Here is a 14,058-nt window from a genome sequence, read left to right as displayed (position 1 = left end):
GGAGTGGCAAGCCTGAAATGGAAAAGCGCCCGGTTCGGGCGCTTTGTGGTTTCGGCTGGCCTAGATTTCGCGTTCTTCCGTCTTGAGGTGGTTGTCGCGGGCGAAATCCACCACGAACTTGTACGCCAGCGGTTCGAGATCGCGCAAGCGCAGGTCGACCACGATGCCGCGCACGCCGTCGATCACGACGGGGAGCACGTAGGGCGAATAGGTGAGGTGGTTACCCGCACAGCCGGCGGGCCGGAACTGTGCCATTACGCCGGCGAGCCGCTCCGCCCAGTCGCTGGGGCGAAATCGGCTACCGCTTTCGGTAACGCCATGAATTACGAATTGTCTGACGCGAGTTGCCATGGATTCTTCACTACGGGACGCCCTTCACTGAGCCGGATCTTCGGCGTGATCAAACATGCGCCCCGCGCCGCGAATTGTATATGATTGATCCTTTGCCCTGTCCCGAAAGGCGCTTCGCCCAGGGAAAAATGCCCAGGAGGACCCGTGATGACCTCGCCTCTGGCCAATATCTACGCCCGGTTGCCGGTCGCGTTCACGCACGGCCAGGGCGTCTGGCTGTGGGACGCGCAGGGCCGCAAGTACCTGGACGCGCTGGCGGGCATCGGCGTCTCCTGTCTGGGCCACGCCCATCCCCGGCTGGTCGCGGCCATCAGCGAGCAGGCCGCGCGCGTCATCCACACCTCCAACATCTACGAAGTCCCGCAGCAGACTGAGCTGGCCGCGCGCCTGGCGCGGCTGTCCGGCATGCGCGACGTGGTCTTCAACAACAGCGGCTCCGAGGCCAACGAGGCCGCCATCAAGCTGGCGCGCTACTACGCCTACCAGCGCGGCAACACCCACGCCCACATCATCACCATGGATTCGTCCTGGCACGGGCGCACCCTGGCGACGCTGGCGGCCACCGGCAGCGACAAGGCGCGCAAGGGCTTCGAGCCCCTGCCCTCGGGCTTCATCCAGGTGCCGTACAACGACGCCGCCGCGATCCGCGCGGCCGGCGACGCCGAGCCGCGCGTCGCCGCCGTGCTGCTGGAAGCGCTGCAGGGCGAAGGCGGCATCCGTCCCTCTGACGCCGCTTTCCTGCGCGACGTGCGGCAGCTATGCACCGAGCGCGGCTGGCTGCTGATGATCGACGAAGTCCAGTCGGGCATCGGCCGCACCGGCAAATGGTTCGCCCACCAGTGGGCCGACATCGTGCCGGACGTCATGACCCTGGCCAAGGGCCTGGCCGGCGGCGTGCCGATCGGCGCGATGCTGGCCGCCGGCCCCGCGGCGGGCGTCTTCACCCCCGGCAGCCATGGCACCACCTTCGGCGGCGGCCCGCTGGTCTGCGCGGCCGGCCTGGCGGTGCTGGACGCGCTGGAATCGGAACACCTGCTGGACAACGCCCATGCCGTCGGCGGCCACCTGAAGGCGCGGCTGGCGCAGGAACTGGCCGGCCTGCCCGGCGTGGCCGAGGTGCGCGGGCGCGGCCTGATGCTGGGCATCGAGCTGACCCGTCCCTGTGGCGTGCTGGCGCTGCGCGCCCTGGAAGCGGGCCTCCTGATCAACGTCACCCGCGACCGCGTCGTCCGCCTGCTGCCGCCGCTGGTCCTGTCGCGCGCCGAAGCCGACCAGGTCGTCGACATCCTGGCGCCGCTGATTCGACAGTTCCTGGCCGAACATCCATAATCAACCTCCCGCCCGGGCCACGAGCCCGTCCGGGCCCAATGACCTGCGACATCACCATGACTCCTCCCACGACTCAAAACGGCCCCTTGCGGCACTTTCTGCAGTTCAAGGACTTCTCGTCCGCCGAGATCGCCTACGTGCTGGACCGCGCGCGGCTGATCAAGGAAAAATTCAAGCGTTACGAACCCCACATGCCGCTGCACGACCGCACGCTGGCGATGGTGTTCGAAAAGGCCAGCACCCGTACCCGCGTCTCGTTCGAGGCCGGCATGTACCAGATGGGCGGCTCGGTCATCAACCTGACCTCCAATGATTCCCAGCTGGGCCGCTCCGAGCCCATCGAGGACACCGCGCGCGTCATCTCGCGCATGGTTGACATCGTCATGATCCGCACGTTCGAGCAGACCCGCATCGAGCGCTTCGCCTCGCACTCGCGCGTGCCCGTGATCAACGGCCTGACCAACGAATTCCACCCCTGCCAGATCCTGGCGGACATCTTCACCTACATCGAGCACCGCGGCCCCATCGCCGGCAAGACGGTCGCCTGGGTCGGTGACGCCAACAACATGGCCTACACCTGGCTGCAGGCCGCCGAGATGCTGGGCTTCACGCTGCATGTGTCGACCCCGGCCGGCTACGAGCTCGAAGCCGCCCGCATCGGTTCGCCGTCCGACAAGGTGCTGCGCCAGTTCAAGGACCCGATGCAGGCCTGCCAGGGCGCGCACCTGGTCACCACCGACGTCTGGACCAGCATGGGCTACGAGGCCGAGAACGAAGAGCGCCGCGCCGCCTTCGCCGACTGGTGCGTGGACGCCGAGATGATGGCCGCCGCCGATCCCCAGGCCGTGTTCATGCACTGCCTGCCCGCCCACCGCGGCGAGGAAGTCACCGGCGAAGTCATCGACGGCCCGCAGAGCGTGGTCTGGGATGAGGCCGAGAACCGCCTGCACGTGCAGAAGGCGCTGATGGAATTCCTGCTGCTGGGCCAGCTCAAGTAAGCGGCGCGCCCATGAAAAAAGCAGCCCCGCGGGGCTGCTTTTTTTTGCCCATGCCAGACGCGGCCGTCAGGGCTTGAGCGACTTTTCCCAGCGCACGATGGCGTCGGCCACCGCCTGCGGCTCCTCCGGCACCAGCGCATGGCCGGCGCCCGGGATCACCACCACGGAGACACGCTCGCCGAATTCGTCGCGGATCTCGTTGCGGGTCGATTCCGGCTTGAACAGGTCGGCGCCCGCCTGCAGGTCGAGCAGCGGCTTGCTGCCGCCCGACCACCAGTCCGACTGGCGCGTGGCCTTGCCGGCCAGGCGCTGGCTCTCGCTGACCTCGGGGTACCAGCCGTTGAGCCAGACGCTGGCGTCATGGCCCGGCGCGAAGAAGGCGTACTGGATCGACTTGAGGCGCTCGGCGTCGGGCAGCGACAGGTCGGCGCTGCGATCGACGTGCTCGCTCAGGCCGGCGGGGTACTTCTTGGCCGCGGCCGCCACGATCACCACGCCGCGCACCAGGTCGGGGTGGTCCACGCCCGTAGTGCGCGCCACCCAGTTGCCGAACGCGTGCCCGATCATCACCACCGGTTGTTTGGCGACATCGCGGATCACCGCCGCCATGTCGTTGCCCAGGTCGTGCAGCGTGATGTCCTTCATCGGCCCGCTGCTGCCGCCGATGCCGCGCGGCTCGGGTCGCAGCACGCGGTAGCCGGCCTGCGCCAGGCGCGCCGCCAGGTCATCGAAATCCTCCTGGCCGCGGCCGCGCGACGGCAGCAGCACCAGGGCCGGGCCCTGGCCCTGCACCAGCACCTCGATGCGGGCGCCGTTGCCCGGCAGCACCGTGACCCGCTCGACCTTGTCGGCAGCCGCTGCCGCGGCAGGCGTCGGCGCGGCCTGCGCGGCCAGCGACACCCCGGCCGCGCTCAGCGCGCCCCACAGCACCACCTTCGCCCATCGCTTGCTCATCGTTGTCTCCTCGTTCTTCTATGTCAAAGAATCTTCTGGAACATGGTGCGGCGCGTGTTGCGGAACGACGGCCGCACCCGGCTGCTCCAGTCGGTGGCGCGCACCGCCAGCCACGGCGGGCTGCCGAAGGTCTCGCGCGTCTCCAGGTCATAGCAGGCCAGATAGCGCGGCCCCTGGTCGCGGCACTCGTAGCGCTGCGCGCGCACGGTGCCGGGCACCGAGGCCAGCCCCGGCAGGTGTTCCTGGTCGTACCAGGCATTCAGGTCCGCCTCGGCCTCGGGCAGCACGTCGGTCTCGACGATGTAGTGCCAGGGCGCGTGGGCGCCGGCCGAGGCGCCGGCCAGGTCCAGGGTCAGGTGCAGCACGCGCGCCTGCGCCCCCGGGAACAGCTCGGCCAGCCGGGCCTGCACCTCCGGCTGGCCGGCGGCGTCGCCGTCGACGTACACGTAGGTGTCATCCTCTTCGACCGCGGCGAAAGCGCGCAGCCGCACGCCGTCCAGGCCCTCGGTCAGGCGTTGCGCCATGTCGGCCGCGCGCGCCGCGTCGAAACGCTCGCCCAGCGACACCAGCAATACCGTCTTGTCCATGCAAAGCTCCTTTCAGTGCCCGACGCGCAACGCCACCAGGAAGCGCGACACCATGTTGTAGGCCGCCACCGTCGCGGTCAACTCGACCAGTTCCTGGTCGTTGTAGCGCGCCCGCAGCGGCGCGAACAGCGCGTCCGGCACCTCGATGTCGCGGGTCATGGCGTCGGTCAGGGCCAGCACGTCGGCCTCGCCCGCCTCCAGCCCCTGCACCGCGTCCGCGCGCGGCCCGCCGCGCAACTGGTCCACCACCGCCTGCGGCATGCCCGCCGCCAGGGCGTGCGGCACGTGCGCGTCGAACTCGTAGGGCGCGTTGTTCAGCGTCGCCACGCGCAGGATGATCAGCTCGCGCACCCGCGGCGACAGCGACGTGTTCAGGCGGATCGCGGTCAGCATCGCTTCCCAGCCCTGCACCACGGCGGGGCTGTTCAGCAGCACCTGATACAGCGGCGAGATGCGGCCGCGCGCGGCCGCGATGCGCGCTTCCATTTCGGCCAGGGCCGGGCGGGTGCCCGGCGCGACCGGCGAGACTCGGCAGTCGCTCATGCTCACTCCGGACGGATATTCTTGCGCTGGATCAGCGAACCCCACTTCTCGCGGTCGGCGGCGATCAGCGCCGCCAGTTCCTGCGGCGAGCTGGGCGCGGCCTGGGCGCCGAACTTCTCGAGCTTGGCGCGCACCGCCTCGTTGCCCAGCGCGGCGCGCAGGGCCTGGTTCAGTTTCTCGACCGTGGCCGGCGGCGTGGCGGCGGGCGCGACGATGCCATACCAGTTGTTCGATTCGACGCCGGCAATGCCCTGCTCGGCCAGCGTCTTGACGTCCGGCAGCAGCGGATGACGGGTCGGCGCGGCGATGCCCAGCGCCTTGAGCTTGCCGCTCTGGATGTGGCCGATCAGGCCCGGCACGTCGCCGAAGAAGCCGTTCACCTGGTTGCCCAGCACGTCGTTGATCACCGGCGCGGCGCCCTTGTACGGCACGTGCAGCACCTTGGCCTTGCTGGCGTCGGCGAACATTTCCAGCGTCAGGTGCGGGATGCTGCCGATGCCCGACGAGCCGATCGCAGCGGACTGCGACGCCGCCTGCGAGCGCTTGACGAAGTCGGCCGCGTCGGTGGCCGGGTTGGCCGGATTCACCACGAACACGGTGGCGTTGTTGACCACGCGCGACACCGGCGCGAAATCGCGCACCGGGTCGTACGGCAGGTCCTTGTACAGGGCCGGGCTGATGGACACCGCGCCGACGCTGGTCAGGAACAGCACCGAGCCGTCGGCCGGGGCCTTGGCCACGTAGGCCGCGGCGATGTTGCCGTTGGCGCCGGCCTTGTTCTCGACGATGACCGATTGCTTGAGCTCCTTGCCCAGCTGTTCGGCCAGCACCCGGCCGACCAGGTCCACCGGGCCGCCCGGCGGGAAGGCGATGATCAGGCGCACCGGACCATCGGCGTGCGCCGTGGGGCCGAGGCTGGCCAGGCCCAGCAGGCCGGCGAATACGATTTTCTTGAACATGGATTGTCTCCTCGGGATGTCGTGTTTTCTTGTTGCCCGAAATCGGGCGATGGCGCGGCTACAGGAAGCCGTAGAGACGCGCCGGGTTGTCCACCAGGACCTGCCGGCGCGTTTCCGCGTCCGGGCAGGCCAGGAAAAAAGCGTCGGCCAGTTCGCCGTCGTCGGGCATGTCGCCCGCCACGTTCGGATGCGGCCAGTCGGTGCCCCACAGCGTGCGCTCGGGCAGCGCGTCCACCAGGGCGCGCACGAACGGGATGCCTTCGGCAAAGGGGCGCTTGCCCGAGGCGATGCGGTCGATGCCGGAGACCTTGACCCAGGCCTGCGGCACCCGCTCCAGCGCCAGCAAGGCGCGGAACGCCGGCGCGTCCAGTCCATCAGCCGCCTTGATGCGGCCCATGTGGTCGACCACGAACGGCACCGGCAGCGCGCGCAGGCGCGGCAGCAGCTCGGGCAGCATGGCGCCGTCCAGGTGCACGCAGACATGCCAGCCCAGCGGCGCGATCAGGCCGATGACATGGTCGAACACCGCCGGATCGGGCGCGCCGCCCAGGTGCGGCACGAAGTTGAAGCGCGCCCCGCGCACGCCGCCGTCATGCAGCTGCCGCACGCTGGCGGCGGTGGCGTCCGCCCCCAGCAGCGCCACGCCGCGGTAGCGGCCCTGGCTCTGCGCCAGCGCGTCGAGCAGCGCGGCATGGTCGTTGCCGTGGCAGTTGGCCTGCACCACCACCGCGCGCTGCACGCCCAGGTGCGCATGCAGCGCCGCCATCCTGGCGTAGGGCGCGTCGGGCGGCGTGTAGGAACGGCCCTCGGCATAGGGGAACACATCGGCCGGACCGAACACGTGGCAGTGCGTGTCGCAGGCCCCGGCCGGCAGCGCGTGGCGGGGACGGGAGGGCGTGGCAAGCGGAGGACGGCAATCGGGCACGGCGGGATCCAACGGGGAAAACGCCATGCTCGCGGATTGCGCCTCGCTTAACAATGCTATATCTTTGATTTCAGATATAGAAAATTTAGATATCCGTATGGATATTGCGCCGCCCGCCTTCCCATGGACCTCAAGCAGATCGAATACTTCGTGCGCGTCGCCGAGCGGCGCAGCTTCTCGCGCGCCGCCGAAATGCTCGACGTGGCCCAGCCCACGTTGAGCCGCCAGGTGCGCCTGCTGGAACTGGAGCTGGGCCAGCACCTGCTCTATCGCAACGGCCGCGGCGCCGAGCCGACCGAGGCCGGCCTGCGCTTCCTGGAGCACGCGCGCGCCCTGCTGGCGCTGGCCGACCGCGCCAAGCAGGACCTGCAGACCCTGCGCGAAACGCCGACCGGCAAGGTGGTGGTCGGCCTGCCGCCGCGCATCGCCCGGGTGCTGACCCCGCCGCTGGTGCAGGCCTTCCGGCGCCGCTTTCCCGATGCGTCGATCGCGGTGGCCGAAGGCCTGAGCGCGCAGATGCGCGAATGGCTGCTGGCCGGCCGGGTCGACCTGGCGCTGCTGTACGACCCCGCGCCGTCGCCGCAACTGGGCTACGAATCGCTGTTCCGCGAAGACCTGGTGCTGGTGGCCGCCGCCGACCACCAGCCGCCCCTGCCCGCCCGCGTGGCCGTGGCCGGCCTGGGCGCCTATCCGCTGGTGCTGCCCAGCCTGCCCAACGCCATCCGCACCCTGGTCGAGAGCATCTGCCGCGCCCAGGGCGTGCGGCTGCAGGTCGCGGCCGAGGTGGACGCGGTGCAGACCATCGTGGAACTGGCGGCCCAGGGCGACGCCTACGCCATCCTGCCGCGCTCGGCCGCGCGCGGGCCGGCGGCCGAACACGCGCTGTCGCTCAGCGACATCGTGTCGCCGCGGATCACCAACAACCTGGTGCTGGCCAGCGCCCGCCATCGCCCCGCCACCCGGCTGGCCATGGCCACCGGCGACCTGATCCGCCAGTTGAACCTGGCCGCGCTGTTCGCGCCGGCCGCCGCCGCGCGCTGAACGCCGCATGCCGGCGGGCTACGCGGCCGTGGTGCCGACGCTGAACGCCACCCGCGTCACGCCGCCGCCGCTGGCGGCCGACACCGCGCCGCCATGCATGGCCGCCACCGCCTTGACGATGGCCAGGCCCAGGCCATGGCTATGTTCGACGCCGTCGCCGCCACGCGCGGCATCGACCCGGTAGAAGCGCTGGAACAGATGCGGCAGGTGCTCCGGCGCGATCGGCGGGCCGGGATTGCTCACCGCCACTTCCAGCAGCCCGTCGCGCCGTTCGATGTCCACCGTGATCTCGGCGCCGGCCGATGAATACTGGATGGCGTTCTGCAGCAGGTTGGTCACCGCCCGCCGGAACAGCGCCGTGTCGATCAGCGCCACGGCGTCGCGTTCGCCCTGGATGCGCACGCGCATGCCGGCCTCGTCCAGCAGGAACTCGAAGAACTCCACCGTCTTGCCGACCTCGTCGGCCAGCACCGCGTGGATGCGGCCGGTGGCGGCCTCGCCCTGGTCGGCCCGGGCCAGGAACAGCATGTCGTTGACCATGGCGCGCAGCCGGTCCAGCTCTTCGAGGTTCGATTGCAGCACCTCGCGCAGCTCGCCCGAGCCGCGCGGCCGCGACAGCGCCACCTGGGTCTGGCCGATCAGGTTGGTGAGCGGCGTGCGCAGCTCGTGGGCGACGTCGGCGTTGAAGTCCTCGAGCTGGTTGTAGGCGCCCTCCAGCCGCGCCAGCGCGCCATTGAAGGAGGTGGCCAGGTCTTCCAGCTCGACCGGCAGCGCCGGCATGCTCAGGCGCTGCGACAAGGCGCTGGGACGCAGCGCCCGGGCCTCGGCCGACAGCCGGTTGAGCGGCCGCAGGCCCAGCCGCGCCACCCAGAAACCCAAGAGGCCCACCAGCAGGATGGCGGTCAGCGACAGCCCGGCCATGGCCCACAGGAAGTAGCGCAGCGTATGGGCATAGGGCGCCGAGTCCATGCCGACGATCAGGCGCACCCGCGGCCGCTGCTGGAAAGCCTCGACGGTCACGGTGATGGTCAGCAGTTCATTTTCGCGGTCCGGCAGCGTGATCGTGCCGAAGCCATCGGCATGGCGTTCGAGCCGGTCGACGTCGACCAGGCCCTTGCCGTATTCATAGGCAGGATCATCCGACAGCACCCAGAACCGCAGGCTGCCGTCGGCCGGCGTCAAGGTATCGAGCTTGGCCTTGAAGCGGCCCCAGCGCTCGGGATCGCCGCTGCGCGTGAGCGAATAGCTGACCTCGTGCGCCGTGGTGCGCAAGGCGTCCTGCTGGATGCGGTCGAGCTGGCGGTCCAGCACCCCGTACAGCGCCACCCCGGTCAGCGCGAAGGTGGCCGCCGCCGCCACCGCGAACATCAGCACCAGCCGGGATTTGAGCGAGGATTTCATTCCGCCGGCTCGTCGTCGCGCAGTTCCAGCACGTAGCCCATGCCGCGGATGGTGTGCAGCAGCTTGCGGTCGAACGGCGCGTCGACCTTGCCGCGCAGCCGCTTGATCGCCACCTCGACCACGTTGACGTTGCTGTCGAAGTTCATGTCCCAGACCAGTTCGGCGATCGCCGTCTTGGACAGGATCTCGCCCTGGCGCCGCGCCAGCACCGCCAGCAGCGCGAATTCCTTGGCGGTCAGGTCCAGCCGGACGCCGGCGCGCCAGGCCTTGCGGCTGATCAGGTCGATCTGCAGGTCGCCGATGCGCAGCTGCACCGGCTCCTGGGCGCGGCCACGCCGGGTCAGCGCCTGCAGCCGGGCCAGCAGTTCCAGAAACGAGAACGGCTTGACCAGGTAGTCGTCGGCGCCGTCGTGCAGGCCGCGGATGCGGTCCTCGACGCCGTCGCGCGCGGTCAGCATGATGACCGGCGTCTGGCGCACGCTGCGCAGCGACCGCAGCACCGCGAAGCCATCCATGCCCGGCAGCATCGCGTCCAGCACGATCACGTCGTAATCGTGCTCCAGCGCCAGGTGTTGGCCGTCGATGCCGTTATGCGCGACATCCACCGCGCAGCCCTGCTCACCCAGGCCCTTGCGCAGGTAATCCGCCGTCTTCAGTTCATCTTCGACTATCAGGATTTTCATGGCAGCCCCGCCAGGGCACGTCGACGATCAAGGAAGCCTATTTTGACTCAACTCCGGGCTGGACAGGCGCTCCCGCCTCGCCTGGCTCGACGCCAGCCGGCACGGACGCCCCCGCCTTGCGCGCGGCGCGTTCCTGCTTCTTGCGCATGTACCAGAAATGCGCCCGGTCCAGGTACAGGTACACCACCGGCGTCGTGAACAGCGTCAGCGCCTGCGACACGATCAGGCCGCCCACCATCGCATAGCCCAGCGGCCGGCGCAACTCCGAGCCCTGGCCGTGGCTCAGCATCAGCGGCAGGCCGCTGAGCAGCGCGCACATGGTGGTCATCATGATCGGCCGGAAGCGCAACACGCAGGCCTGGTAGATCGCCTCGGCCGGCGACATGCCGTGCTCGCGCTCGGCCGTCAGGGCGAAGTCGATCATCATGATGCCGTTCTTCTTGACGATGCCGATCAGCAGGATGATGCCGATCAGCGCGATCACGCTCAGGTCATAGCCGCCCACCATCAGGATCAGCAGCGCCCCCACCCCGGCCGACGGCAGCGTCGACAGGATCGTCAGCGGATGGATGTAGCTTTCGTACAGCAGCCCCAGCACGATATACACCGCGATCAGCGCCGCCGCGATCAGGTACGGCTGGGTCGCCAGCGAGTCGCCGAAGGCCTTGGCCGTGCCCTGGAACGCCCCGGTCAGGCTGGCCGGCGCGCCCATCTGCGACTGGGCCTGCTGGATCGCCTGCACCGCCTGCCCGAGCGAGGCGCCCGGCGCCAGGTTGAACGAGATCGTCACCGCCGGGAACTGGCCCTGGTGGCTGATCGACAGATAGGCGGTCTTGTCGGTGTCGAGCTTGATGAAGGTCGACAGCGGCACCTGCTGGCCGGTCAGCGGCGAGGTCAGGTAGAGCTTGGAGAACAGGTCCGGATCCTGCTGCAGCTTGGGCGTCACCTCCAACACCACGTGGTAGCTGTTGATCTGGGTGAAGTACTGCGCCACCTGGCGCTGGCCGATGGCGTCGTAGATGGTGGCGTCGATCAGCGCCGGCGAGATGCCGAACGACGAGGCCCGCGCGCGGTCGATGGTGATGGAGGCGGTCGCCGCCGCGTTCTGCTGGTCGGACGCCAGGTCGGTCAGCATCGGCAGCTCGCGGAACTTGGCCAGCAGCCGCGGCGCCCACACGTTCAGTTCGTCCAGGTTCGAGTCCGTCAGCGTGTACTGGTACTGGGTGCGCGATAGCCGCCCGCCGACGTTGATGTCCTGGCCCGCCTGCATGAACAGCGTCACGCCCTCCAGCTTGGCCAGCTGCGGCCGCAGCCGCGCGATGACCTCGTCGGCCGACGCCGTGCGGCCCTCGTCCTTCGGCTTCAGGCCGATGTAGAAGTTGCCGGTGTTGTAGGTGCTCTGGCTGCCGTTGAAGCCAAAGCTGGCGATGTCCGGATCCTGCCGGATCACGTCGGCCATCTGGATCATGCGCTGGTTCATCAGCGAGAACGACGAATCCTGAGCCGATTCGGCGAAGCCGAAGATGAAGCCGGTGTCCTGCTGCGGGAAGAACCCCTTCGGGATCATCACGAACAGCGCCACCGTGCACGCCACCGTCGCCAGGAACGAGCACAGCGTGGCGAACGGGTGCCGCAACACCAGCTTCAGGCCGCGCTCATAGCCATGCAGCATGGCGTCGAAGCCGCGCTCGAACAGCAGGTACAGGCGTCCATGGCGGTCGCCGTGGTGGTTCTTCAGGTAGCGCGAGCACAGCATCGGCGTCAGCGTCAGCGACACCAGCACCGATACCACGATGGTCAGCGTCACCGTCACCGCGAACTCGCGGAACAGCCGGCCGACGATGCCGCCCATCAGCAGCAGCGGGATGAACACGGCCACCAGCGACACCGAGATCGAGACGATGGTGAAGCCGATCTCGCCCGCGCCCTTGTAGGCCGCCTCCATCGGCGACATGCCGGCCTCGACGTGGCGGTAGATGTTCTCCAGCATCACGATCGCGTCGTCCACCACGAAGCCCACCGCGATCGTCAGCGCCATCAGCGACAGGTTGTCCAGGCTGAACCCGACCACGTACATGATGGCGGCCGTGCCCATCAGCGCCAGCGGCACCGTCACGCACGGAATCAGCGTCGCCGCCACGTTGCGCAGGAACAGGAAGATCACCAGCACCACCAGGATGATGGTCAGCGTCAGCGTGAACTCCACGTCCTGCACCGAGGCGCGGATGGTCTGGGTGCGGTCGATGATGGTGTTGACGTGCACCGACGGCGGGATCGAGGCCTCCAGCCGCGGCAGCGCCGCGCGGATCCGGTCCACCGTGTCGATCACGTTGGCGCCCGGCTGCTTGCTGATCTGCAGCACGATCGAACGGCCGTTGGTGATGGTGTTGTCCGGCGGCGAGGCCGGCCCGGCGTAGGCCCAGCCGGCCAGCTTGGTGTTTTCCGGCCCGTCCACCGCCACGCCGACGTCGCGCACCCGGATCGGCGCGCCGTTGCGGTAGGCCAGCACCATGTCGTTCCATTGCGACGCCGACAGCAACTGGTCGTTGGTGTAGGTGGTGAAGCTCTGGCGCGGCCCGTCGATCGTGCCCTTGGGCTGGTTGACGGTGGTGGTGGCGATGACGCCGCGGATATCCTCCAGGCTCAGCCCCAGCGCCGCCAGCTTGCCCGGGTCCACCTGGATGCGCACGGCCGGCTTCTGCTGGCCGCCGATGTTGACCAGCCCCACGCCCGAGATCTGCGAGATCTGCTGCGCCAGGATGTTGTCGGCGTAGTCATTGACCTGGATCAGCGGCAGCGTGTCCGACTGCACCGCCATCACCATGATCGGCGCGTCGGCCGGATTGACCTTGCGGAAGGTCGGCGGATTCGGCAGGTTGTTCGGCAACTGGCCGGTGGCGGCGTTGATCGCGGCCTGCACGTCCACCGCCGCCGAGTCGATGCTGCGGTTCAGGTCGAACTGCAGCGTGATCTGGGTCAGGCCGATGGCGCTGACCGAGGTCATCTGCGACAGGCCGGCGATCAGCGAGAACTGCCGCTCCAGCGGCTGCGCCACGTTGGACGCCATGGTCTCGGGACTGCCGCCGGGCAGGCTGGCCTGCACCTGGATGGTGGGAAAGTCGACCTGCGGCAGCGGCGCCACCGGCAACAGCGGCCAGGCCGCGATGCCGACCAGCAGGATCGCCAGCGCCAGCAGCGAGGTGCCGATCGGCCGCTTGATGAAATTCGCTGAGATGCTCACTGGCCGCCTCCCGCCGCCGCGGCCAGCTCACGCACCTTGCTGCCGGGCTTGAGTTTGTATTGGCCGTCCACCACCACGCGCTGGCCGGCGTCCAGCCCCTGCTGGATCACGGCCAGGCCGTCCTGCATGCGCTCCACCTTGACCGGCCGCGGCTGCGCCACGCCGGCGCCATCCACCACGTACACGAAGGTATCGGACTGGCCGCGCTGCACCGCGGCCGCCGGCACCGTCACGGCGCTTTCGTGCGGGTCCAGCACCAGCCGCGCGTTGACGTACTGCCCGGGCCACAGGCGATGGCGCGGATTGTCGAAGCGGCCCTTGAGCTGCACCGTGCCGGTGGTGGTGTCGATCTGGTTGTTCAGCAGCACCAGCTGGCCCTGCTCCAGCGGCTCGTTGCCGCCGCGCGCATAAGCCACCACGGTCAACGCCTGGCCCTTGTCCATGGCCGCGTTGATCGCCGGCACCGATTCTTCCGGCAGCGAGAACAGCACCGTGATCGGATCGATCTGGTTGATCACCACCAGGCCGTTGACGTCGGCCGCGTGCACGATGTTGCCCGGGTCCACCAGCCGCGCCCCAACCCGGCCGGAGATCGGCGCGACGATGCGGGTGTAGTCCAGCTGCACCTTGGCGTAGCTGATCTGGGCGTCGTCGGTCTGCGTCGCCGCCTCCAGCTGCGCCACCAGCGCGCGCTGCGTGTCCAGCGTCTGCTGGGTGGCGGCGTCCTCGCGCTGCAGGCGGGTGTAGCGCTGCAGGTCCAGCCGCGCGTTCACCAGCGTGGCCTGGTCCTTGGCGCGCTGCGCCTGGGCCTGGGCCAGTTGCGCCTGCAGGGCGCGCGGGTCGATATTGGCCAGCACCTGGCCGGCCTTCACGTCCTGGCCCTCGACGAAGCCGACGCTGTCGAGCTGGCCGTCGATGCGCGCCTTGACCGTGACCGTCGCCGCCGACGTCACCGTGCCGACGCCGGTCAGGTAGCGCGGCACGTCCTGGCGCTGCGCCAGCGCGGTGGCCACCGGCACCGCCGGCGCCGGCGGCGGCGCCGCCTC

The 14,058-nt window shown here is 69.4% G+C and carries 13 protein-coding genes; 3 read left to right on the top strand and 10 right to left on the bottom strand.

Features of this window, described 5'->3' with window-relative positions:
* Nucleotides 1-60: 60 nt before the first annotated feature.
* On the bottom strand, nucleotides 61-351 hold the full coding sequence (locus tag H0523_RS12830; protein ID WP_035360135.1) for a DUF3579 domain-containing protein: 291 nt from the start codon (nucleotides 349-351) through the stop codon (nucleotides 61-63).
* Between the two features lie 147 nt (nucleotides 352-498).
* On the opposite strand from H0523_RS12830, the gene H0523_RS12825 reads away from it, so the two are divergent.
* Both H0523_RS12825 and argF read left to right on the top strand, forming a co-directional pair.
* Complete coding sequence (locus H0523_RS12825; RefSeq protein ID WP_054434342.1) at nucleotides 499-1,680, top strand: aspartate aminotransferase family protein; 1,182 nt, start codon at nucleotides 499-501, stop codon at nucleotides 1,678-1,680.
* Between the two features lie 56 nt (nucleotides 1,681-1,736).
* Nucleotides 1,737-2,678 (top strand): ornithine carbamoyltransferase, encoded by a 942-nt coding sequence (argF, locus tag H0523_RS12820; RefSeq protein ID WP_026382721.1) that lies wholly within the window; start codon nucleotides 1,737-1,739, stop codon nucleotides 2,676-2,678.
* A gap of 66 nt (nucleotides 2,679-2,744) precedes the next feature.
* Here the strand turns inward: argF and H0523_RS12815 are convergent, their stop codons facing one another.
* From H0523_RS12815 to H0523_RS12795, 5 genes are read right to left on the bottom strand one after another with little or no spacing between them, the layout of a single operon-like run.
* Nucleotides 2,745-3,632: an alpha/beta fold hydrolase gene (locus tag H0523_RS12815; RefSeq protein WP_082380268.1), complete on the bottom strand. Its 888-nt coding sequence runs from the start codon at nucleotides 3,630-3,632 to the stop codon at nucleotides 2,745-2,747.
* 23 nt (nucleotides 3,633-3,655) lie between these two features.
* Nucleotides 3,656-4,219, bottom strand: coding sequence for a DUF4286 family protein (locus H0523_RS12810; protein WP_054434340.1), 564 nt, complete (start codon nucleotides 4,217-4,219; stop codon nucleotides 3,656-3,658).
* Nucleotides 4,220-4,231: 12 nt separating this feature from the next.
* The gene (locus H0523_RS12805; RefSeq protein WP_054434338.1) at nucleotides 4,232-4,762 is read right to left on the bottom strand and encodes a carboxymuconolactone decarboxylase family protein; all 531 of its coding nucleotides are present in this window, start codon (nucleotides 4,760-4,762) and stop codon (nucleotides 4,232-4,234) included.
* Nucleotides 4,763-4,764: 2 nt separating this feature from the next.
* A complete protein-coding gene (locus H0523_RS12800; RefSeq protein WP_054434336.1) occupies nucleotides 4,765-5,721 on the bottom strand; it encodes a Bug family tripartite tricarboxylate transporter substrate binding protein in 957 nt (318 codons plus the stop codon).
* Nucleotides 5,722-5,779: 58 nt separating this feature from the next.
* The gene (locus H0523_RS12795; protein ID WP_180180072.1) at nucleotides 5,780-6,646 is read right to left on the bottom strand and encodes an amidohydrolase family protein; all 867 of its coding nucleotides are present in this window, start codon (nucleotides 6,644-6,646) and stop codon (nucleotides 5,780-5,782) included.
* Nucleotides 6,647-6,769: 123 nt separating this feature from the next.
* On the opposite strand from H0523_RS12795, the gene H0523_RS12790 reads away from it, so the two are divergent.
* Nucleotides 6,770-7,687, top strand: a complete 918-nt coding sequence (locus tag H0523_RS12790) for a LysR substrate-binding domain-containing protein (protein ID WP_054434332.1) — start codon at nucleotides 6,770-6,772, stop codon at nucleotides 7,685-7,687.
* Between the two features lie 18 nt (nucleotides 7,688-7,705).
* Here H0523_RS12790 and H0523_RS12785 read toward each other — a convergent pair whose 3' ends face one another.
* The 4 genes from H0523_RS12785 to H0523_RS12770 all read right to left on the bottom strand — a co-directional run.
* The gene (locus tag H0523_RS12785; RefSeq protein WP_054434330.1) at nucleotides 7,706-9,088 is read right to left on the bottom strand and encodes a heavy metal sensor histidine kinase; all 1,383 of its coding nucleotides are present in this window, start codon (nucleotides 9,086-9,088) and stop codon (nucleotides 7,706-7,708) included.
* Nucleotides 9,085-9,771, bottom strand: coding sequence for a heavy metal response regulator transcription factor (locus H0523_RS12780; RefSeq protein ID WP_054419799.1), 687 nt, complete (start codon nucleotides 9,769-9,771; stop codon nucleotides 9,085-9,087). The genes H0523_RS12785 and H0523_RS12780 overlap by 4 nt, the downstream gene beginning before the upstream one ends.
* Nucleotides 9,772-9,808: 37 nt before the next feature.
* Nucleotides 9,809-13,012: an efflux RND transporter permease subunit gene (locus H0523_RS12775; protein ID WP_054434328.1), complete on the bottom strand. Its 3,204-nt coding sequence runs from the start codon at nucleotides 13,010-13,012 to the stop codon at nucleotides 9,809-9,811.
* Nucleotides 13,009-14,058: efflux RND transporter periplasmic adaptor subunit (locus tag H0523_RS12770; RefSeq protein ID WP_180180071.1), on the bottom strand; the 1,050-nt coding region annotated here is incomplete at its 5' end. The genes H0523_RS12770 and H0523_RS12775, both read right to left, overlap by 4 nt.

This window comes from Achromobacter insuavis, assembly GCF_902859645.1.
Classification (GTDB): domain Bacteria; phylum Pseudomonadota; class Gammaproteobacteria; order Burkholderiales; family Burkholderiaceae_B; genus Achromobacter; species Achromobacter insuavis.
The sequence above is the reverse complement of the archived record's forward strand: the minus strand, read 5'-3'. Positions and strand labels throughout refer to the sequence as shown.

Bases quoted from the DNA above. Each gene is read 5' to 3' on its own strand.
- H0523_RS12810 (WP_054434340.1), bottom strand. From the start codon at position 4,219: ATGGACAAGACGGTATTGCTGGTGTCGCTGGGCGAGCGTTTCGACGCG.
- H0523_RS12780 (WP_054419799.1), bottom strand. From the start codon at position 9,771: ATGAAAATCCTGATAGTCGAAGATGAACTGAAGACGGCGGATTACCTG.
- H0523_RS12800 (WP_054434336.1), bottom strand. From the start codon at position 5,721: ATGTTCAAGAAAATCGTATTCGCCGGCCTGCTGGGCCTGGCCAGCCTC.
- H0523_RS12790 (WP_054434332.1), top strand. From the start codon at position 6,770: ATGGACCTCAAGCAGATCGAATACTTCGTGCGCGTCGCCGAGCGGCGC.
- H0523_RS12815 (WP_082380268.1), bottom strand. From the start codon at position 3,632: ATGAGCAAGCGATGGGCGAAGGTGGTGCTGTGGGGCGCGCTGAGCGCG.
- H0523_RS12825 (WP_054434342.1), top strand. From the start codon at position 499: ATGACCTCGCCTCTGGCCAATATCTACGCCCGGTTGCCGGTCGCGTTC.
- argF (WP_026382721.1), top strand. From the start codon at position 1,737: ATGACTCCTCCCACGACTCAAAACGGCCCCTTGCGGCACTTTCTGCAG.
- H0523_RS12805 (WP_054434338.1), bottom strand. From the start codon at position 4,762: ATGAGCGACTGCCGAGTCTCGCCGGTCGCGCCGGGCACCCGCCCGGCC.
- H0523_RS12785 (WP_054434330.1), bottom strand. From the start codon at position 9,088: ATGAAATCCTCGCTCAAATCCCGGCTGGTGCTGATGTTCGCGGTGGCG.
- H0523_RS12830 (WP_035360135.1), bottom strand. From the start codon at position 351: ATGGCAACTCGCGTCAGACAATTCGTAATTCATGGCGTTACCGAAAGC.